Source organism: Rhodovulum strictum, from assembly GCF_009649175.1.
Classification (GTDB): domain Bacteria; phylum Pseudomonadota; class Alphaproteobacteria; order Rhodobacterales; family Rhodobacteraceae; genus Rhodovulum; species Rhodovulum strictum.
This window is the reverse complement of the sequence record NZ_WJPO01000007.1, coordinates 35,740-52,993: the sequence shown is the minus strand read 5'-3', so window position 1 is coordinate 52,993 and position 17,254 is coordinate 35,740. Positions and strand designations below refer to the sequence as shown.

At 69.8% G+C, this 17,254-nt stretch carries 17 protein-coding genes; all 17 read left to right on the top strand.

Going from position 1 to position 17,254, the window contains the following annotated elements; genetic code table 11:
* The first annotated feature begins 10 nt into the window (after nt 1-10).
* Nucleotides 11-1,327 (top strand): sensor histidine kinase, encoded by a 1,317-nt coding sequence (locus GH815_RS06580; protein ID WP_153747965.1) that lies wholly within the window; start codon nt 11-13, stop codon nt 1,325-1,327.
* A complete protein-coding gene (locus tag GH815_RS06575; protein WP_153747964.1) occupies nt 1,324-2,316 on the top strand; it encodes an NADH-quinone oxidoreductase subunit B family protein in 993 nt (330 codons plus the stop codon). The genes GH815_RS06580 and GH815_RS06575 overlap by 4 nt, the downstream gene beginning before the upstream one ends.
* Nucleotides 2,313-3,740: a nickel-dependent hydrogenase large subunit gene (locus GH815_RS06570; RefSeq protein WP_153747963.1), complete on the top strand. Its 1,428-nt coding sequence runs from the start codon at nt 2,313-2,315 to the stop codon at nt 3,738-3,740. Before GH815_RS06575 ends, GH815_RS06570 begins: the two co-directional genes overlap by 4 nt.
* Complete coding sequence (gene hypF, locus GH815_RS06565) at nt 3,740-5,965, top strand: carbamoyltransferase HypF (RefSeq protein WP_153747962.1); 2,226 nt, start codon at nt 3,740-3,742, stop codon at nt 5,963-5,965. Before GH815_RS06570 ends, hypF begins: the two co-directional genes overlap by 1 nt.
* Nucleotides 5,966-6,176: 211 nt before the next feature.
* Nucleotides 6,177-7,271, top strand: a complete 1,095-nt coding sequence (locus GH815_RS06560; RefSeq protein ID WP_153747961.1) for a hydrogenase small subunit — start codon at nt 6,177-6,179, stop codon at nt 7,269-7,271.
* A 3-nt stretch (nt 7,272-7,274) separates the two neighbouring features.
* Nucleotides 7,275-9,065: a nickel-dependent hydrogenase large subunit gene (locus GH815_RS06555; protein ID WP_153747960.1), complete on the top strand. Its 1,791-nt coding sequence runs from the start codon at nt 7,275-7,277 to the stop codon at nt 9,063-9,065.
* Nucleotides 9,066-9,079: 14 nt separating this feature from the next.
* Entirely contained in the window at nt 9,080-9,661 is a 582-nt protein-coding gene (locus tag GH815_RS06550) for a HupE/UreJ family protein (protein WP_153747959.1), read from the top strand.
* Nucleotides 9,662-9,671: 10 nt separating this feature from the next.
* On the top strand, nt 9,672-10,463 hold the full coding sequence (gene cybH, locus GH815_RS06545; protein ID WP_153747958.1) for a Ni/Fe-hydrogenase, b-type cytochrome subunit: 792 nt from the start codon (nt 9,672-9,674) through the stop codon (nt 10,461-10,463).
* A 290-nt stretch (nt 10,464-10,753) separates the two neighbouring features.
* The gene (locus tag GH815_RS06540; protein WP_153747957.1) at nt 10,754-11,374 is read left to right on the top strand and encodes a HyaD/HybD family hydrogenase maturation endopeptidase; all 621 of its coding nucleotides are present in this window, start codon (nt 10,754-10,756) and stop codon (nt 11,372-11,374) included.
* On the top strand, nt 11,374-11,694 hold the full coding sequence (locus tag GH815_RS06535; RefSeq protein WP_153747956.1) for a HypC/HybG/HupF family hydrogenase formation chaperone: 321 nt from the start codon (nt 11,374-11,376) through the stop codon (nt 11,692-11,694). Before GH815_RS06540 ends, GH815_RS06535 begins: the two co-directional genes overlap by 1 nt.
* A gap of 4 nt (nt 11,695-11,698) precedes the next feature.
* Complete coding sequence (locus tag GH815_RS06530; protein ID WP_153747955.1) at nt 11,699-12,076, top strand: thioredoxin domain-containing protein; 378 nt, start codon at nt 11,699-11,701, stop codon at nt 12,074-12,076.
* A gap of 11 nt (nt 12,077-12,087) precedes the next feature.
* Nucleotides 12,088-12,921: a hydrogenase expression/formation protein gene (locus tag GH815_RS06525; protein ID WP_153747954.1), complete on the top strand. Its 834-nt coding sequence runs from the start codon at nt 12,088-12,090 to the stop codon at nt 12,919-12,921.
* Nucleotides 12,918-13,673, top strand: a complete 756-nt coding sequence (locus tag GH815_RS06520; RefSeq protein WP_153747953.1) for a [NiFe]-hydrogenase assembly chaperone HybE — start codon at nt 12,918-12,920, stop codon at nt 13,671-13,673. Before GH815_RS06525 ends, GH815_RS06520 begins: the two co-directional genes overlap by 4 nt.
* Complete coding sequence (locus tag GH815_RS06515) at nt 13,670-14,560, top strand: HupK protein (protein WP_153747952.1); 891 nt, start codon at nt 13,670-13,672, stop codon at nt 14,558-14,560. Before GH815_RS06520 ends, GH815_RS06515 begins: the two co-directional genes overlap by 4 nt.
* Complete coding sequence (hypA, locus tag GH815_RS06510) at nt 14,553-14,894, top strand: hydrogenase maturation nickel metallochaperone HypA (protein ID WP_153747951.1); 342 nt, start codon at nt 14,553-14,555, stop codon at nt 14,892-14,894. The genes GH815_RS06515 and hypA overlap by 8 nt, the downstream gene beginning before the upstream one ends.
* The gene (gene hypB / locus GH815_RS06505) at nt 14,894-15,766 is read left to right on the top strand and encodes a hydrogenase nickel incorporation protein HypB (protein ID WP_153747950.1); all 873 of its coding nucleotides are present in this window, start codon (nt 14,894-14,896) and stop codon (nt 15,764-15,766) included. The genes hypA and hypB overlap by 1 nt, the downstream gene beginning before the upstream one ends.
* A complete protein-coding gene (locus tag GH815_RS06500) occupies nt 15,766-17,253 on the top strand; it encodes a sigma-54-dependent transcriptional regulator (RefSeq protein WP_153747949.1) in 1,488 nt (495 codons plus the stop codon). Before hypB ends, GH815_RS06500 begins: the two co-directional genes overlap by 1 nt.
* The last annotated feature ends 1 nt before the right edge of the window (nt 17,254 follow it).

The window sequence follows — 17,254 nt, the reverse complement described above, 5'->3', positions numbered from 1 at the left end:
AGGATCGGGAATGGCCAAGCAGGTGACACAGGACATGCTGTCCGCGTCCGGCGCGCTGACCGATTCCGTCTGGGCCGACGTTCTGGCCGCCGTCGACCGGACCTATGCCGATCTTGTCGATTACCAGGAACAGCTTGAACGCAAGAATACCGAGCTTGAGACGATGCGCTCGTTTCTGGCCTCGATCCTGGCCTCGGTCTCGGATGTCCTGATCGTGGTCTCGCGCAGCGGCCGGGTCGAGGAGGTCTCGGCCTCGTTCCCCGAGGGGGCCGCCTTTGCCGGGCAGCCGGTCGAAACGCTGTTCCGCCCCGAGGATCGCCCCCGGCTGGCCGGAGCGATGGCGCGCGTCGCGCTGAACCGCGCCCCCGAAACGATCGAGGCGAACCTGGCCACCCCCGGCGATGACGCGCCGCTGGAACTGTCGATCAGCGCCCGGCTGGACGATCGCGGCCGGATCACCGGCCATGTCCTGACCGGCCGCCCGCTGGGCGAATTGCGCCGCGCCTATGCCGAACTGGAACAAAGCCATGACGAGCTGAAGGCCGCGCAGGCGCTGCTGGTCAGGAACGAGAAACTCGCCTCGCTCGGCCGGTTGCTGGCCGGTGTGGCGCATGAGCTGAACAACCCGATCAGCTTCGTCTATGCCAATGCGCATGCGCTGGACCGCTACGCCGCCAAGTTCGAAACCTATTTCGACCGGGTGCAGGCCGGCGCCTCGCGCGAGGAACTGATCGCCCTGCGCGAGGAATTGCGCCTCGACCGCGAGATCGGCAACCTGCGCGAGGCGGTCGCGGGCGCGCGCGAAGGCGCCGAACGGGTGCGCGACATCGTCGAGGATCTGCGCCGCCTCTCGGCCGAGGGCACGGGCGAGATGATCGGGTTCGATCTGGTCGAAACCGCGCATGTGGCGGCGACCTGGGTGATGCGGGGCACCGAACACGGCGTCCGCATCGCCCTGACCGGCGTGCCCCGCGCCATCGTGCGCGGCCGTCCCGGCCATATCCAGCAGGTGGTGATGAACCTCGTCCAGAACGCGCTGGATGCCGTCGCAGGCGAGCCCGACGCCCGGATCGAGGTCGCCACCCGGATCGCGGGCGACCGCGCGGTGCTGTCGGTCAGCGATAACGGGCCGGGCGTGCCGGACGATCTGCGACAGGCGATCTTCGATCCGTTCTTCACCACCAAGGAGGTGGGGAAAGGCACCGGCCTCGGCCTTGCGATCAGCCACAAGATCGCCGAGGAACATGGCGGCGCGCTGCGGCTCTGCCCGGACGGGGCAGGGGCGTGCTTCTGTTTCGACCTGCCGCTGGCCGAGGGGGGCGCATGAACATCCTGTGGCTTCAGGCGTCGGGCTGCGGCGGCTGCACCATGTCGCTGCTGTGCGCCGAGCATCCCGACATCCTCAGCCTTCTGGCCGATGCGGGCCTGCGGATGCTGTGGCACCCCGCGCTGTCGGCCGAAACCGGGGCCGAGGCGGCGGCGCTTCTGGATCGGATCGCTTCGGGCGAAACGCCGCTCGACATCCTGTGCATCGAGGGCGCCATCGCGCGCGGGCCGCGCGGCACGGGGCGGTTCCAGATGCTCTCGGGCACCGGGCGGTCGATGCTGGACTGGCTGCGCGCGCTGGCGCCGCTGGCGGGCCATGTCGTCGCGGTCGGTTCCTGCGCGGCCTTTGGCGGTGTCACCAGCGCGGGCGGCAACCCCTCGGATGCCGCGGGCCTGCAATACGAGGGCGGGCATGGCGGCGGCATCCTGCCGCCCGAGTTCCGCGCCCGCGCCGGTCTGCCCGTCATCAATGTCGCGGGCTGCCCGACGCATCCGGACTGGGTCAGCGAAACGCTGTTGCTGCTGGCCGCGGGCGCGCTGGGGCCGGGCGATCTGGACGATCTGGCGCGCCCGCGCTTCTATGCCGAACATCTGGTGCATCACGGCTGCCCCAAGAACGAGTTCTACGAATACAAGGCCAGCGCCACCCGGCTCTGCGAACTGGGCTGCATGATGGAACATCTGGGCTGCGTCGGCACGCAGGCGGTGGGCGATTGCAACATCCGGCCGTGGAACGGGTCGGGCAGCTGCACCCGCGCGGGCTATCCCTGCATCTCCTGCACCGCGCCGGAATTCGAGGAACCGCGCCACGCCTTTACCGAAACGCCAAAGGTCGCGGGCATCCCCGTCGGCCTGCCCTCGGACATGCCCAAGGCGTGGTTCATGGCGCTGGCCTCGCTGTCCAAGGCCGCAACGCCCGAACGGCTGTCGAGAAACGCCGTGGCCGACCGGATCGAGGTTCTGCCCAGCCCCCGGAAACCCCGCGGATGAGCGATACGCGCCTGATCGTCGGCCCCTTCAACCGCGTCGAGGGCGATCTGGAGGTGCATCTGGACATCGCCGGCGGCAGCGTGCGCGCGGCCCGCGTCAACGCCCCGCTCTATCGCGGGTTCGAACGGATGCTGCTGGGCCGCCCGCCCTCGGACGCGCTGACGCTGACCCCGCGGATCTGCGGCATCTGCTCGATCAGCCAATCCGCCGCCGCCGCCCGCGCGCTGGCCGCCGCCGGGGGCCACACCCCCGCGCCGCAGGGAGAAACGGTGGCCGCCCTGATCCATGCCATCGAGAACGTGTCCGACCACCTGACCCATTTCACCCTGTTCTTCATGCCCGATTTCGCCCGGCCCTGCTACGCCGCGCGGCCATGGCACGCGCAGGCCGCCGCGCGGTTCACCGCGATCGAGGGCAGCGCGGCGCGCCAGGCGGTCGAGGCGCGGGCGGCGCTGATGCACATATTGGGGCTTCTGGCGGGCAAGTGGCCGCATACCCTTGCCATCCAGCCCGGCGGCGTCACCCGCGCCCCCGGCCCGCGCGACAAGGTGCGCATCGCGGCCAGCCTGACCGCCTTTCGCCGCTACCTCGAAACGGTCGTCTTCGGCGCCCCGCCCGAGGAATTTGCCGCGCTGAGCACCCGCGCCGCGCTGATGGGCTGGGACACCGGCGATGCGGGCCTGTTCCTGCGCATCGCCGCCGATCTGGACCTTGACGCGCTGGGGCGGGGCAGCGGGCGCTACCTGTCCTTCGGCGCCTATCCGGCCGGGGGCGGGCATGGCTTTGCGCCCGGCATCTGGCAGGGCGGCGCGGCGCATCCGCTGGACCTGAGCGGGCTGGTCGAGGACAACGCCCATAGCTGGATGCTGGGGGCCCCCGCGCATCCCGAAACCGGCCAGACCATCCCAGACGAGGACATGCGCGACGCCGCCTATAGCTGGTGCAAGGCGCCGCGGCTGGGCGGGCTGACCCATGAAACAGGCGCGCTGGCCCGGCAGGTGATCGACGGCCATCCGCTGGCGCGCGACCTGGCGGGGGGCGGCGTGCTGGCCCGGGTTGCCGCCCGGCTTCTGGAACTGGCGCGCACGCAGATGCTGATGGAACGGCTGGCCCATGGCATCGACCCCGCCGCCCGCTTCATGGTCCCCGCCCCCGACCTGCGCGAAGGCACGGGCGCCGGGCTGGTCGAGGCGGCGCGCGGGGCGCTTGGCCATTGGCTGCGGGTGGAAAAGGGCCGGATCGCGGGCTATCAGATCGTCGCCCCGACCACCTGGAATTTCAGCCCCCGCGACGGCACAGGCCAGCCCGGCCCGCTGGAAGCCGCCCTCGTGGGCGCCCCGGTCGGCCCCGGCGAAACCACGCCCGTCGCGGTGCAGCATATCGTGCGCAGCTTCGATCCATGCATGGTCTGCACGGTGCATTGATGCAGGGCCGCGAAATTCGCGTGCGCGGACAGGTGCAGGGCGTGGGCTTTCGCCCCTTCGTCTGGCAACTGGCCCGCGATCACGGCATCCGGGGCGAGGTGTTCAACGACCCCCATGGCGTGCTGATCCGCGCCACCGGCGGCGATCTGGACGGGTTTCAGGCCGCCCTGTCCGCCCGCGCCCCGGCCCTGGCCCGCGTCGATGCAATCGAGTCGCGGCCCTGCCGCTTTGCCACCCCGCCCGCGGGGTTCGTGATCGCCGCCAGCCGCGGGCAGGGGGCCGAAACCCGCGTGACGCCGGACACCGCCACCTGCCCCGACTGCCTGGCCGAAATCCGCGCGCCCGGCCGCCGCCACGGCTATCCCTTCACCAACTGCACCCATTGCGGCCCGCGCTTCAGCATCCTGCACCGGCTGCCCTATGACCGGGCGCAGACCACGATGGCGGATTTCCCGCTCTGCCCCGCCTGCCGCGCGGATTATGACGACCCCGCCGACCGCCGCTTTCACGCCCAGCCCATCGCCTGCCCCGAGTGCGGCCCGCGCCTGTGGCTGGAAATCGCGGGCGCGGTGCAGCCGGGCGACCCCATCGCGGGCGCCGCGCAGGCATTGGCCCGGGGCCATATCGTCGCGATCAAGGCGCTGGGGGGCTTTCATCTGGCCTGCGACGCGGCGAATGCGGCCGCGGTGGACCTGCTGCGCGCCCGCAAGCGCCGCCCGGCCAAGCCCTTTGCCCTGATGGCCCGCGCCGATGATCTGGCCGCCTTCTGCGCGCCCACGCCCGCCGATCTGGCGCTGCTGCACGACCCCGCCGCCCCCGTCGTGCTGGTCCGCGGCACCGGCACGCTGCCCGACAGCATCGCCCCCGGCATGGCCTGCCTTGGCGTGATGCTGCCCGCAACGCCCCTGCACCACCTGTTGCTGGAGGCCGTGCCGGGGCCGCTGGTGATGACCTCGGGCAACCTGTCGGGCGAGCCGCAGGCCATCGCCAATGACGAGGCGCGCGCCACGCTGGGCGCCTTTGCCGATGCCTTCCTCATGCATGACCGCGCCATTGCCCGGCGGCTGGATGACAGCGTGGAACGCGCCGCGCCGCGCATGGTGATCCGCCGCGCGCGCGGCCGGGTGCCGGGCACGCTGCCCCTGCCGCCGGGCTTCGAGGATGCGCCGCCCGTGCTGGCCCTGGGCGGGCAGATGAAATCCGCGATCTGCCTGCTCAAGGGCGGGCAGGCGCTGTTGTCGCATCATCTGGGCGAGTTGGACGAGGCCCTGACATGGGAGGAATTCCTCAAGGCCATCGCCGATTACACCGCGCTTTTCGACCACCGCCCCGCGCTGGTGGCCTGCGACGCGCACCCCCTCTATCGCGCGACGCAGCACGCCCACACCCTTGGCCTGCCGGTCGCGGAGGTGCAGCACCACCACGCGCATCTGGCCGCCTGCCTTGCCGAAAACCTGTGGCCGCTTGGTGCCGGGCCGGTGGCGGGGATCGTGCTGGACGGCACCGGGGCAGGGGCCGACGGCACGATCTGGGGCGGCGAGGTGCTGCTGGGCGATTACCGCGGGGCGCTGCGCATCGCGCATCTGACGCCCGCGCCGCTGGTCGGCGGCGATCTGGCAGCGCGCGAGCCCTGGCGCAACCTGCTGGTGCGGCTGGATCAGGCGGGCCTTGGCGCGCTGGCCGACCGGCTGTTCCCCGATCTGCCCCGCGACACCCTGCGCGCCGCCGCCCGCGCCGGGCTGAACGCGCCCGCCTGTTCCTCGGCCGGGCGGCTGTTCGATGCGGTCGCCGCCGCGCTGGGGCTCTGCCAGCCGCGCCAAAGCCATGAGGGCGAGGCCGCGATGCGGCTGGAGGCGCTGGCCGAGGGCATCACCGCTGCGCCCTATCCCCTTGCCGGGCTCGACCCCGCGCCGATGTTTCACGCGCTGGCCGCCGATCTGGCCGCGGGCACGCCGCCCGGCATGATCTCGGCCCGGTTCCATGCCGGGCTTGCCCATGCCTTTGCCGCCCCCGCCCGCGCGCTGGTCGAACAGGGCCGGGCGCAGGCCGTCGCGCTGTCGGGCGGCTGTTTCCAGAACGCCCGCCTGCTGGCCGAAACGCTGGCCGCGCTGGGTGACGTCCCCGTGCTGACCCACCGCGAAACCCCGGCCAATGATGGCGGGCTGGCGCTGGGGCAGGCGGTGATCGCTGCGGCGAGGCAGATCGCCGGGCCGGTAAGCGGCTGACCGGCCGGGCCTGCGGCTGGCAATCCACTGACCGGCCGCACATGGCCAGCCCCGCCCCGAAACCGCATAACCCATTGATCTGCCAAGAAATCGCGAAATCCCCCGCCGGCCGAAATTTCCTTTGCACCGATGCCTGCGCCCCTGCTTGCATACGCTGGGATACTGACGGTCCGCGCCCAAGCCGCCCGGACCACCGCACAGGGAGGACGACTTGGCCCAGATCGAAACCTTCTATGACGTGATGCGCCGGCAGGGGATCACCCGGCGCAGCTTCATGAAATACTGCTCGCTGACCGCCTCGGCGCTGGGGCTTGGCCCCGCCTTCGTGCCGAAGATCGCGCATGCGATGGAAACCAAGCCCCGGACCCCGGTGATCTGGATCAACGGGCTGGAATGCACCTGTTGCAGCGAAAGCTTCATCCGCGGCGCGCATCCGCTGGCCAAGGATGTGGTGCTGTCGATGATCTCGCTCGATTATTCGCATGTGCTGATGGCCGCGGCCGGAAAGCACGCGCTGGACGCGATGGAAGAGGCGATCGACGCGCATCGGGGCAATTACATCCTTGCGGTCGAGGGCAACCCGCCGCTGAACGAGGACGGGATGTTCTGCTTTCAGGGCGGCAAGCCCTTTGTCGAGAAGCTGCGCCATGTCGCCAAGGACGCCAAGGCGATCATCTCGTGGGGATCGTGTGCGTCCTATGGCTGCGTGCAGGCCGCCGCGCCGAACCCCACCCGCGCAACCCCGGTTCACAAGGTCATCACCGACAAGCCGATCATCAAGGTGCCCGGCTGCCCGCCGATTGCCGAGGTGATGACCGGCGTCATCACCTACATGCTGACCTTCGACCGGCTGCCCCCGCTGGACCGGCAGGGCCGCCCGGCGATGTTCTATTCCCAGCGCATCCACGACAAATGCTATCGCCGCCCGCATTTCGATGCCGGGCAATTCGTCGAGCAATGGGACGACGACTACGCGCGCAAGGGCTATTGCCTGTACAAGGTGGGCTGCAAGGGGCCGACCACCTACAACGCCTGTTCCACCGTGCGCTGGAACGAGGGCGTCAGCTTCCCGATCCAGTCGGGCCATGGCTGCATCGGCTGTTCCGAGGACGGGTTCTGGGATCAGGGCAGCTTCTATGACCGGCTGACCACGATCCGGCAATTCGGGGTCGAGGCCACCGCCGACCAGATCGGCCTTGCCGCCACCGGCGTCGTGGGCGCGGGCATCGCCGCCCATATCGCCGCCTCGGCGCTGAAACGCGCGCAGAAGAAAACCGACGATAACCGCAGCAAAGAGGAGGTCTGATAGATGACCGTGACACCGAACGGCTTCGATCTGGACAATTCCGGCCGCCGCATCGTCGTCGATCCCGTCACCCGGATCGAAGGCCACATGCGCTGCGAGGTCAATGTCGATGACGAGGGCATCATCCGCAACGCGGTTTCCACCGGAACGATGTGGCGCGGGCTGGAAGTGATCCTCAAGGGCCGCGATCCGCGCGACGCCTGGGCCTTTACCGAACGCATCTGCGGCGTCTGCACCGGCACCCACGCGCTGACATCGGTGCGCGCGGTCGAGGATGCGCTGGGGATCACCATCCCGCAGAACGCCAACTCGATCCGCAACATCATGCAGCTGAACCTTCAGGTGCATGACCATATCGTGCATTTCTACCACCTGCACGCACTGGACTGGGTCAACCCGGTGAACGCGCTGCGCGCCGATCCCAAGGCGACATCGGAACTGCAACAGGCGGTCTCGCCCTCGCATCCGCTGTCCTCGCCCGGCTATTTCCGCGATGTGCAGAACCGGCTGAAAAAATTCGTGGAATCGGGCCAGCTTGGCATCTTCAAGAACGGCTACTGGGACAACCCGGCCTATCTGTTGCCGCCCGAGGCCGACCTGATGGCCACGACCCACTACCTCGAAGCGCTGGATCTGCAAAAGGAGATCGTCAAGATCCACGCCATCTTCGGCGGCAAGAACCCGCATCCGAACTGGCTGGTGGGCGGCGTGCCCTGTCCGATCAATATCGACGGCGTGGGCGCGGTCGGCGCGATCAACATGGAACGGCTGAACCTTGTCAGCTCGATCATCGACCTGTGCCGGGATTTCGTGAACAACGTCTATCTGCCCGACGTGGTCGCGATCGGCGGGTTCTACAAGAACTGGCTTTACGGCGGCGGCCTGTCCGGCCAGTCGGTGCTGGCCTATGGCGACATCCCCGAGCATCCCAACGATTTCTCGGCCGACCAGCTTCACCTGCCGCGCGGCGCGATCATCAACGGCAACCTCAACGAGGTGCATGACGTCGATGTGCGCGACCCCGAACAGGTGCAGGAATTCGTCGATCACTCGTGGTATTCCTATGGCGAGCCGGGCAAGGGCCTGCATCCCTGGGATGGCGTGACCGAGCCGAAATTCGAGCTGGGCCCCAATTCCAGGGGCAGCCGCACCCATATCGAACAGATCGACGAGGCGGCGAAATATTCCTGGATCAAGGCCCCGCGCTGGAAGGGTCACGCGATGGAGGTGGGCCCGCTTGCCCGCTATGTCGTGGGCTATGCCAAGGGCCACGAGGACATAAAGAACCAGGTCGAGGGGCTTTTGCGCACCATGGACCTGCCGGTATCGGCGCTGTTCTCGACGCTGGGCCGCACCGCCGCCCGCGCGCTCGAGGCGGAATATTGCGCGCGGCTGCAAAAGCATTTCTTCGACAAGCTGGTGACCACCATCCGCAACGGCGACAGCGCCACCGCGAATGTCGAGAAATGGGAGCCGAAGACCTGGCCAAAGGAATGCAAGGGCGTCGGCATGACCGAGGCACCGCGCGGCGCGCTTGGCCATTGGGTGCAGATCAAGGCGGGGCGCATCGAGAATTACCAATGCGTCGTGCCCACCACCTGGAACGGCAGCCCGCGCGACACGGCGGGCAATATCGGCGCCTTCGAGGCGGCGCTGATGAACACCCGGATGGAACGCCCCGAAGAACCGGTCGAGATCCTGCGCACGCTGCACAGTTTCGACCCCTGCCTGGCCTGTTCCACCCATGTCATGTCGCCCGACGGTCAGGAACTGACCCGGGTCAAGGTCCGCTGAGGGAGGGAGACCCGATGAAACGACTGATCCTAGCCGCGGCGCTGGCCGCGATTGCCGCCCCCGCGCTGGCCCATACCGGGCAGGGCACAACCTCGGGGCTGGTCCACGGGCTGGCCCACCCGATCCTCGGGCTCGATCATCTGCTGGCGATGCTGGCGGTGGGGCTGTGGTCGGGCTTCGTGCTGCCGGCCCGTGTCTGGGGCGGCGCGGCGGCCTTCATGTCGGCGATGGTCGCCGGGGCGGGGCTGTCCTGGTCGGGCGTGCCGATCCCCGGCGTCGAGGGGCTGATCGCGGCCTCGGTGCTGGTCTTCGGCGTGCTGACCGTCTTTGCCCATGCCGGGCAGTCGCGCGGGCTGACGCTGGCCTCGCTGGCGGCCATCGCGGGGTTCGGCCTCTGCCACGGCCATGCCCACGCGACCGAGGCGACGGGGCAGGCGGCGGCCTATCTGGCGGGCTTCCTGATCGCGACCGGTGCGCTGCATCTTGTCGGCATCGGGCTGGCCCGCGCCGTGTCGCGGCTGCGCAGCGCGGGCGTGCTGCGCAAGGCGGCGGGGGCGGGCATCGCCGCGTCGGGCGCCTGGCTCGTCTCGGGCTGAGGGCGGGGCCATGACCGACTTCCGCACCGACACCCCGATCCACATCCCCAACCCCGACGCGCCCACCCCGCTGGAGGCCGCGCGCCTGACCGGCGGCGCGCGCCCCGAGGACATCGAAAGCCTGCGGTTGCAGGCCGCCATCTATGTCTACGAGGCACCGGTGCGCATCTGGCACTGGGTCAACGCCGCCACGATCACGGTCCTGATCATCACCGGCTACCTGATCGGCTCGCCCCCCCCCACCATGGAAATCGCCGAGGCCACCGACCAGTTCCTGTTCGGCTATATCCGCTTTGCCCATTTCGCCGCCGGGATGATCCTGACGGTGGCCTTTGCGGCGCGCATCTACTGGGCCTTCGTCGGCAACCGCCATGCGCGGCAATTGTTCTACATCCCGTTCTGGCGCGTCCGCTGGTGGAAGGAACTGATCTTCGAAGCCCGCTGGTACGCCTTTCTCGAAGCCGAGCCCAAGAAATACATCGGCCACAACCCGCTGGCCCATTTCGCGATGTTCACCTTCATCACGCTGGGCATGACCTTCATGATCATCACGGGCTTCGCGCTTTATGCCGAAGGGGCGGGGCAGGACTCGATCTATTACGCGCTGTTCGGCTGGGTGATCGAGATGGTCTCCAACACCCAGCGGCTGCACACGCTGCACCATCTGGGCATGTGGGCGATCACCATCTTCGCCATCATCCATATCTACGCGGCGCTGCGCGAAGACATCATGTCCCGCCAATCCATGCTGACCACGATCGTGTCGGGCTGGCGGACCTTCAAGGACAACCGGGTTGAATAAGTCGAGTCACGAGTGATCCGGTACCCCGAGGCGCGGCCCGATCCCCCTGGGCCGCGCCTTTCCTTTTGGCAGCCCCCCTTCCGCATCAGAACCAAAACCGGCAAGCAACTTTCCGATTTGCGCCCCGGTGTATACCCGGGAATACCGTCTTTTCCCTTGCCCGACAGGGGCTTGTCACAATGTCGCAGCGCGCCGCAATTCCGCGCTGCCAGCCCGCCCGGCCCGGCATAATCTTGCCTCAGATCATCATGCGAAAAATTCGCAGCCAGCACCGGTTCAGGGAGGGACCAATGCCAGCCGCGCCATCCGACTCCGTCCTGATCCTCGGCATCGGCAACCTGCTCTGGGCCGACGAGGGCTTCGGCCCGCGCTGTGTCGAGGCGCTGGCCGAAAGTCATGCCTTCGGCCCCGGCGTGCGCCTGCTCGATGGCGGCACGCAGGGGCTTTACCTGCTGCCCTTCCTCGAAGGGATGGGCTCGCTTCTGGTCTTTGATGCCGTCGATTACGGCCTTGCGCCCGGCACGCTCAAGATCGTGCGCGACGACGAGGTGCCCGCCTTCATGGGCGCCAAGAAGATGAGCCTGCACCAGACCGGGTTCCAGGACGTTCTGGCCACCGCCGCGTTCAAGGGCTGCCTGCCCGCGCGCATGACCCTGATCGGCTGCCAGCCCGCCGAGCTGGAGGATTACGGCGGCGGGCTGACCGCCATCGCCGCCGCACAGATCGGCCCGGCCATCGCGGCGGGGCTGGCCGAACTGGCCGCCTGGGGCGTCGAGGTGCGGCCGGGCCGGACCGACACCCATGATCTTGCCGACCCCGCGCTCCGCCGCGACGCCTATGAGGGCGGGCGCCCCTCGGAAACGGATGCCTGCCGCATCGGCGATGCCCGCTTCTTTCCGGGGGCCGGGTGATGTGCGTCGGCCTGCCCATGCGCATCCTGTCCGTCGACGGCATCGCCGCGCGCGCCAGCGATGGCGCGGACGAGGCGCTGATCGACCTGTCGCTGACGCCTCAGGCGCGGCCCGGCGACTGGGTGCTGACCTTTCTGGGCAGCGCGCGCGCCGTGATCGACGCAGACGAGGCGCAGAAGATCGCCGCCGCCCTTGCCGGTCTGCGCGCCGTGATGGCGGGCGGCGAGCTGGGCGATGCCTTTGCCGATCTCGACGCGCGCACGCCCAGCCTGCCCCCGCATCTTCAGGCCGCACTCGATGCCGGCCAAAGCCAGGGATGATGCCATGACCCACCCGCTGATCGCCCGCCTTGAAACCGACCTGCACTGGCCGCGGCTGGACAGCATGGAAGCGGTTGCCGCCTTTGCCGGGGCGCCCGGCGCGCATTGCCTGTTCATCCCCGGCGATCCGGTGCGCAACCTTGAAACCGCCGACGCCGCGGTGATCCTGCCCGAGCTTGCCGCCGCCTTTCAGGGCGCCTTCGACTGCGCCATCGTCGATGATGCGATCGAGGCCGAGCTGCGCGAGGCCCACCGCGCGCTCAAGACACCGGGTTTCCTGTTCTTTCGCGCCGGGCAGTTTCTCGGCGACATCCAGAAGATCCGCGACTGGGACGATTACCTTGCGCGCACCGCGCATATCCTGTCGCTGACAGACGCCTGAGAGGAGGCCACATGGTCACGAGTTTTCTCTTGCCCCCCACCGGCTTCGGCCCCGGCGCCCAGCCCGGCGAGGGCGAGGATGCCCCCAGCTACCTGCCCATGCCCTCGGGCATGCGCGTGTTCGAGCCCCGCATCCCCGACATCACCGATGCCGACGCCGCCGCCCCCGCGCGCGAGGTTCTGGCCCGCATCGCCCGCGCCTGCGCCCACAGCGCCGAAACCGGCGCGGGCGCCAGCATCGTGCTGTCAGGCATGGCGCCGGCCGCGCGCAAGCTGATCGCCGAAACGCTGGGCCAGGGCGAGGTGTCGATGAAGATCCGCGGCATCCCCTCGGTCGCGGTGCAGGAAAGCGTCTTTGCCGGGGTCTGGCAGGTGCTGGGCGCAGGCGTCGACCGGGTCGAGATCGGCGCCGTGCCCGCCCGCGCGCTGGCGGCCTTCGACCCGGTGCGCCCGGGGCTGGGGCTCGATGCGCCCCGCGGGCCGGACGTGTTCAACGCGCCCGCGCTGCTGGCCGAACTGCTGGACAAATCCGCCGCCTTCCGCCCCGGCACCGACCCGCATGTGCTCAACCTGACGCTGCTGCCCCATACGCAGGGCGATCTGGACTGGCTTGACGACGGGCTGGGGCAGGGCGCCGTCACCATCCTGTCGCGCGGCTATGGCAATTGCCGGATCGAGGCGACGGCCACGCCCTTCGTCTGGCGGGTGCGGTTCTACAACTCGATGGATACGCTCATCCTCGACACGTTCGAGGTGACGGACATGCCGCTGGTCGCGCTGGCCGCGCCCGAGGATCTGGCCGACAGCGCCGAACGTCTGGACGAGGTGCTGGAGGCGATCGGATGAGCGCGCAGCCCGGCGATCCTGCCGCCCACGGCCCCGCCGCGATCCTGGAATGCCGGATCTGCTGGGCGGTCTATGACCCGGCCGAGGGCGACGCCTTTCGCCAGGTGCTGCCCGGCACCCCCTTTTCCGCGCTGCCCGACGACTGGACCTGCCCCAATTGCGACGCCCCACGCGCCAGTTTCCTGCTGCGCGCCGATCCCGATGCCGACGCCCTTGCCGCGCGGATCGCCACCCGCGCCGCCGCACTCGAAGCCGATTTCCGCGAGATCTGGCATGCCAAGATGCGCGACGTGCCGCTCTGCAACAAGGCCCTGCATGTCGAGGCGGTGGGCTTTGTCGCGCATGAGGGCCGCGCGCTGGGGGTGCTGGTCGCGCCCTGGTGCATGAACCTTGTGATGCTGCCCGCCGAGGGCGAGGACTGGTCCACCCTGACCCCCGGCACCAAAGAGGAAATCGTCTTCCCCTCGGGCATCTACGAATTCCTGCACAATGTCCGGCCGATGGTGGGCGGCTACAAGGCGTGCTCGCTGTTCTCGCCGATGGGCGATTTTCCCAGCCAGTTGCAGGTGGTCGAGGTCGCCCGCGCGGTGATGACCGAACTGTTCCGCCCCGAGAACCGGGACGAGACCGACCGCGCCGCCGAGATCCGCGCCGCGCGCGTGGCCGAACTTGCGCCCCCCGCACCCGCCCCGCAACCCTCGCGCCGGGCGGTGATCTCGGGCGGGCTGGCCGCGGGGGCGCCGGGGGAATGAGCCTTGCCGCGCTCGACATCGCGCTGACGCCGGGGGGGGTGCGCATCCGCCCCCCCGTGCCCGCGCCGGTCGAGGCGTTGCTGCTGGGCCGCACCCCCCTTGAGGCCGCCGAGCTGTTGCCGCGGCTCTTCAACCTCTGCCGCGCGGCGCAGGGCATGGGCGCGCGGCTGGCGCTTGGCCTGCCCCTCGGCCCCCAGGATCACGCCGCCCTTGGGTGCGAGATACTCCACGAACATCTGGCCCGGTTCTGCGTGCTCTGGCCGCGGCGGCTGGGCCTGCCGCCCGCCCCGCTGCCCGGCCCCGGGGCGCTGGGGGCCGCGATCTTCGGTCCCGCCGCGCGCCTGCCCGACCCCGACGATTTCCCGCGCTGGCTGGCCGCGGGCGCGGGTGTCGCGCCGGTTCTGGCCGCCATCGCCGACGCCTTCGCCCCCGGCGAGGCGGTGGCCGACCTGCCCGCGCCGCGCCCCGAAACGCTGGTCGCCGCGCTGGCCCAGGAAAACACCCCCGCCGCGCGCAATGCCGATGCCCCCCTGCTGTCCGCCACGGAATCGCGGTTCGGGCGCGGGCCGCTCTGGCGGGCGCTGGCGCGGCTGGCCGATCTGGACGCGCTGGCCGCGGGCCGGGCCGATCTGGCGCCCCGCAGGCAGGGCAACTGGGTCTTCGTCCCCGCCGCGCGCGGGTGTTATGCCCTGTCCGCGCGCGTCGGCGCCGGGCGCGTCACCGCCTTTGCCCGCATGACGCCCACCGATCACCTGCTGGCGCCGGGCGGCGCGCTGGCGCAGGCGCTGGCCACGCTGCCCCCCGCCCGGGCGCATCTGGCGCCGCTTGTCGTCGACATCCTCGACCCCTGCATCGCCGTGACCATCCGCGAGGCCCAGAATGCATGAGATGTCGCTCTGCGAAGGCATCCGCGGGATCGTCGAGGATCAGGCCCGCGCGCATGGCTTTTCCGCGGTCCGCACGCTGCGGCTGGAAATCGGCCGCTTCGCGGGCGTCGAGAAACAGGCGCTGGAATTCGCCTTTGACGTGGTGATGCGCGGCAGCCCGGCCGAGGGCGCACGGCTCGAGATGATCGACCTGCCCGGCCGCGCGCTCTGCTATGATTGCGGCGACGAGGTCGAGATCGCCGAACGGCTGGACCCGTGCCCGCAATGCGGCGGCGGGCGGCTGATGCCCGTTGCGGGCGACGAGATGCGGATCAGGGATATGGAGGTGATCTGATGTGTACGGTTTGCGGATGCGGCACGGCAACGACCGAGGGCAAGGCGCACAGCCATGACCACGATCACCCCCACGGCCACGGGCATCACCATCACCACCATGACCACGACCACGGGCATGACCACGGGCACCACCATCACGGCCCGCAGGGCGACCTGCATTTCGGCCAGGGCGCGGCGGGGGTTGCCGTTGCGGGTGTCAGCCAGGCCCGCCTGATCGAGATCGAGACCGACATCCTGTCGAAGAACGACGCCCATGCCAGCGGCAACCGCCGCGTGCTCAGGGCGCTGGGGGCCTTTGCGGTCAACCTCGTCTCCTCGCCCGGCTCTGGCAAGACGACGCTTCTGTGCCGGACCATCGCCATGCTGGACGGCCAGCCGCTGGCCGTGATCGAGGGCGACCAGCAGACCAGCAACGATGCCGACCGCATCCGCGCCACCGGCGCCCCCGCGATCCAGGTCAATACCGGCAAGGGCTGCCATCTGGACGCGCATATGGTCGCCCACGCGATGGACCACCTTGGCCTTCCCCGCGGCGCGCTTCTGTTCATCGAGAATGTCGGCAACCTGGTCTGCCCCGCCGCCTTCGATCTGGGCGAGGATGCCAAGGTCGCGATCCTCTCGGTCACCGAGGGCGAGGACAAGCCCCTGAAATATCCCGACATGTTCACCGCCGCCCGGCTGGCGATCCTGAACAAGACCGACCTTGCCCCGCATTGCGACGCCGATCTCGACGCCTACGAGGCGAACCTGCGCCGGGTGAATCCCGACATCGCGATCCTGCGCGTCTCGGCCCGGACCGGCGAGGGGATGGCGGCCTGGATCGACTGGCTGCGCGCCGGTCTTGCCGCGAAATCCGGCGGGGCGGCCTGATGCCGCGCGACGCTGCCGCTCCCGCGATCCTGCTGGTCGATGACGAGCCGCATTCGCTGGCGGCGATGCGCATGGCGCTGGAGGACGAATTCCACGTGCTGACCGCGCCCGGCGCGGCCGAGGCGGCGCGTCTGCTGGAACAGGAATGGGTGCAGGTGGTGATCTGCGACCAGCGCATGCCGGGCCAGACCGGCGTCGCCTTCCTGGCCGAGATCCGCGAACGCTGGCCCGAAACCGTGCGCCTGCTGATTACCGGCTACACCGATCCCGGCGCGATGATCGAGGCGATCAACGCCGCCGGCATCCACCAGTTCCTGACCAAGCCCTGGCATCCCGAACAATTGCTGGTCGCCGTGCGCAACGCCGCCCGCCTGTTCCATCTCGCGCGCGAGAACGAGCGGCTGGCGCTGGAAATGCGGCTGCTCAGTTCGACCGCCGAGTCGCGGCTGGAAAAGCGCCGCCGCGCGCTGCGCGAGGGCATGGGGTTCGAAACCGTGCTGCGCGCGCCCCATTCGCCGATGAACGCCACCATCGCCGCCGCCCGCCAGTTCGCCACCTTCGACGTGCCGGTGCTGCTGGTCGGCGAGCCGGGTTCCGCCAAGGCACAGATCGCGCGGGCCATGCATTACGGCTCGCTGCGGTCGGACAAGCCGTTCTACGACCTCAACCTTGCCGGCCTGCCCGAGGATCTGGCGCTGATCGAACTGATGGGCGCCAAGCGCGGCATCGCCCTGGGCGGGGTGGCGCGGATCGGCCTGATCCAGAAGGCCGATCGCGGCACGCTTTACCTTGGCGGGATCGAAACCGCCTCGCCGGGATTGCAACTGGCGATCCTGCGGGTGCTGACCGAGGGCGCCTTTACCCCGGTCGGCGGGCAGGAAACGCTGCGCTCGAACCTGCGGCTGATCTGCGGCGCGGGCTGCGACCTGCGCGCGCGCGTGGCCGAGGGGGCGTTTCGCGCCGATCTCTATTTCGCGCTTGCCGCGGGCGAGATCGCGGTGCCGCCGCTGCGCGCCCGGCGCGGCGATGTCGCGATCCTGGCCCAGGCGATGCTGGACGATCTGGCCGCCCAGCATGGCAAGCCGGTGCATGGGCTGGACGAGGCGGCGCTGGGGTTTCTGGAAAACCACGACTGGCCCGGCAACCTGCGCGAGTTGAGGAACGAGATCACGCGCATGCTGGTCTTTGCCCAGGATACCGTTCTGGGCGCCGACCTGATCTCGCGCCACATCCTTCAGGCCCCCCCGGGCGAGGAGGGCGCCGACCGCTCGGCCGAGGCGGCGCTGACCGCGGATGGCACGCTCAAGGACCGGGTGGAACTGATGGAAATGCGCATCCTGCGCGAAACGCTGACCCGCCATCGCTGGAACAAGAGCCGCGCGGCCGCCGAACTGGGCCTGTCCCGGGTGGGGCTGCGCGCCAAACTCGACCGCTACGGCATCGCCGACCCGTCGGGCCGCGTGACGCAGGACGAGGAGGAGGACTGAG

Bases quoted from the DNA above. Each gene is read 5' to 3' on its own strand.
- GH815_RS06580 (WP_153747965.1), top strand. From the start codon at position 11: ATGGCCAAGCAGGTGACACAGGACATGCTGTCCGCGTCCGGCGCGCTG.
- GH815_RS06575 (WP_153747964.1), top strand. From the start codon at position 1,324: ATGAACATCCTGTGGCTTCAGGCGTCGGGCTGCGGCGGCTGCACCATG.
- GH815_RS06570 (WP_153747963.1), top strand. From the start codon at position 2,313: ATGAGCGATACGCGCCTGATCGTCGGCCCCTTCAACCGCGTCGAGGGC.
- hypF (WP_153747962.1), top strand. From the start codon at position 3,740: ATGCAGGGCCGCGAAATTCGCGTGCGCGGACAGGTGCAGGGCGTGGGC.
- GH815_RS06555 (WP_153747960.1), top strand. From the start codon at position 7,275: ATGACCGTGACACCGAACGGCTTCGATCTGGACAATTCCGGCCGCCGC.
- GH815_RS06550 (WP_153747959.1), top strand. From the start codon at position 9,080: ATGAAACGACTGATCCTAGCCGCGGCGCTGGCCGCGATTGCCGCCCCC.
- cybH (WP_153747958.1), top strand. From the start codon at position 9,672: ATGACCGACTTCCGCACCGACACCCCGATCCACATCCCCAACCCCGAC.
- GH815_RS06540 (WP_153747957.1), top strand. From the start codon at position 10,754: ATGCCAGCCGCGCCATCCGACTCCGTCCTGATCCTCGGCATCGGCAAC.
- GH815_RS06535 (WP_153747956.1), top strand. From the start codon at position 11,374: ATGTGCGTCGGCCTGCCCATGCGCATCCTGTCCGTCGACGGCATCGCC.
- GH815_RS06530 (WP_153747955.1), top strand. From the start codon at position 11,699: ATGACCCACCCGCTGATCGCCCGCCTTGAAACCGACCTGCACTGGCCG.
- GH815_RS06525 (WP_153747954.1), top strand. From the start codon at position 12,088: ATGGTCACGAGTTTTCTCTTGCCCCCCACCGGCTTCGGCCCCGGCGCC.
- GH815_RS06520 (WP_153747953.1), top strand. From the start codon at position 12,918: ATGAGCGCGCAGCCCGGCGATCCTGCCGCCCACGGCCCCGCCGCGATC.
- GH815_RS06515 (WP_153747952.1), top strand. From the start codon at position 13,670: ATGAGCCTTGCCGCGCTCGACATCGCGCTGACGCCGGGGGGGGTGCGC.
- hypA (WP_153747951.1), top strand. From the start codon at position 14,553: ATGCATGAGATGTCGCTCTGCGAAGGCATCCGCGGGATCGTCGAGGAT.
- hypB (WP_153747950.1), top strand. From the start codon at position 14,894: ATGTGTACGGTTTGCGGATGCGGCACGGCAACGACCGAGGGCAAGGCG.
- GH815_RS06500 (WP_153747949.1), top strand. From the start codon at position 15,766: ATGCCGCGCGACGCTGCCGCTCCCGCGATCCTGCTGGTCGATGACGAG.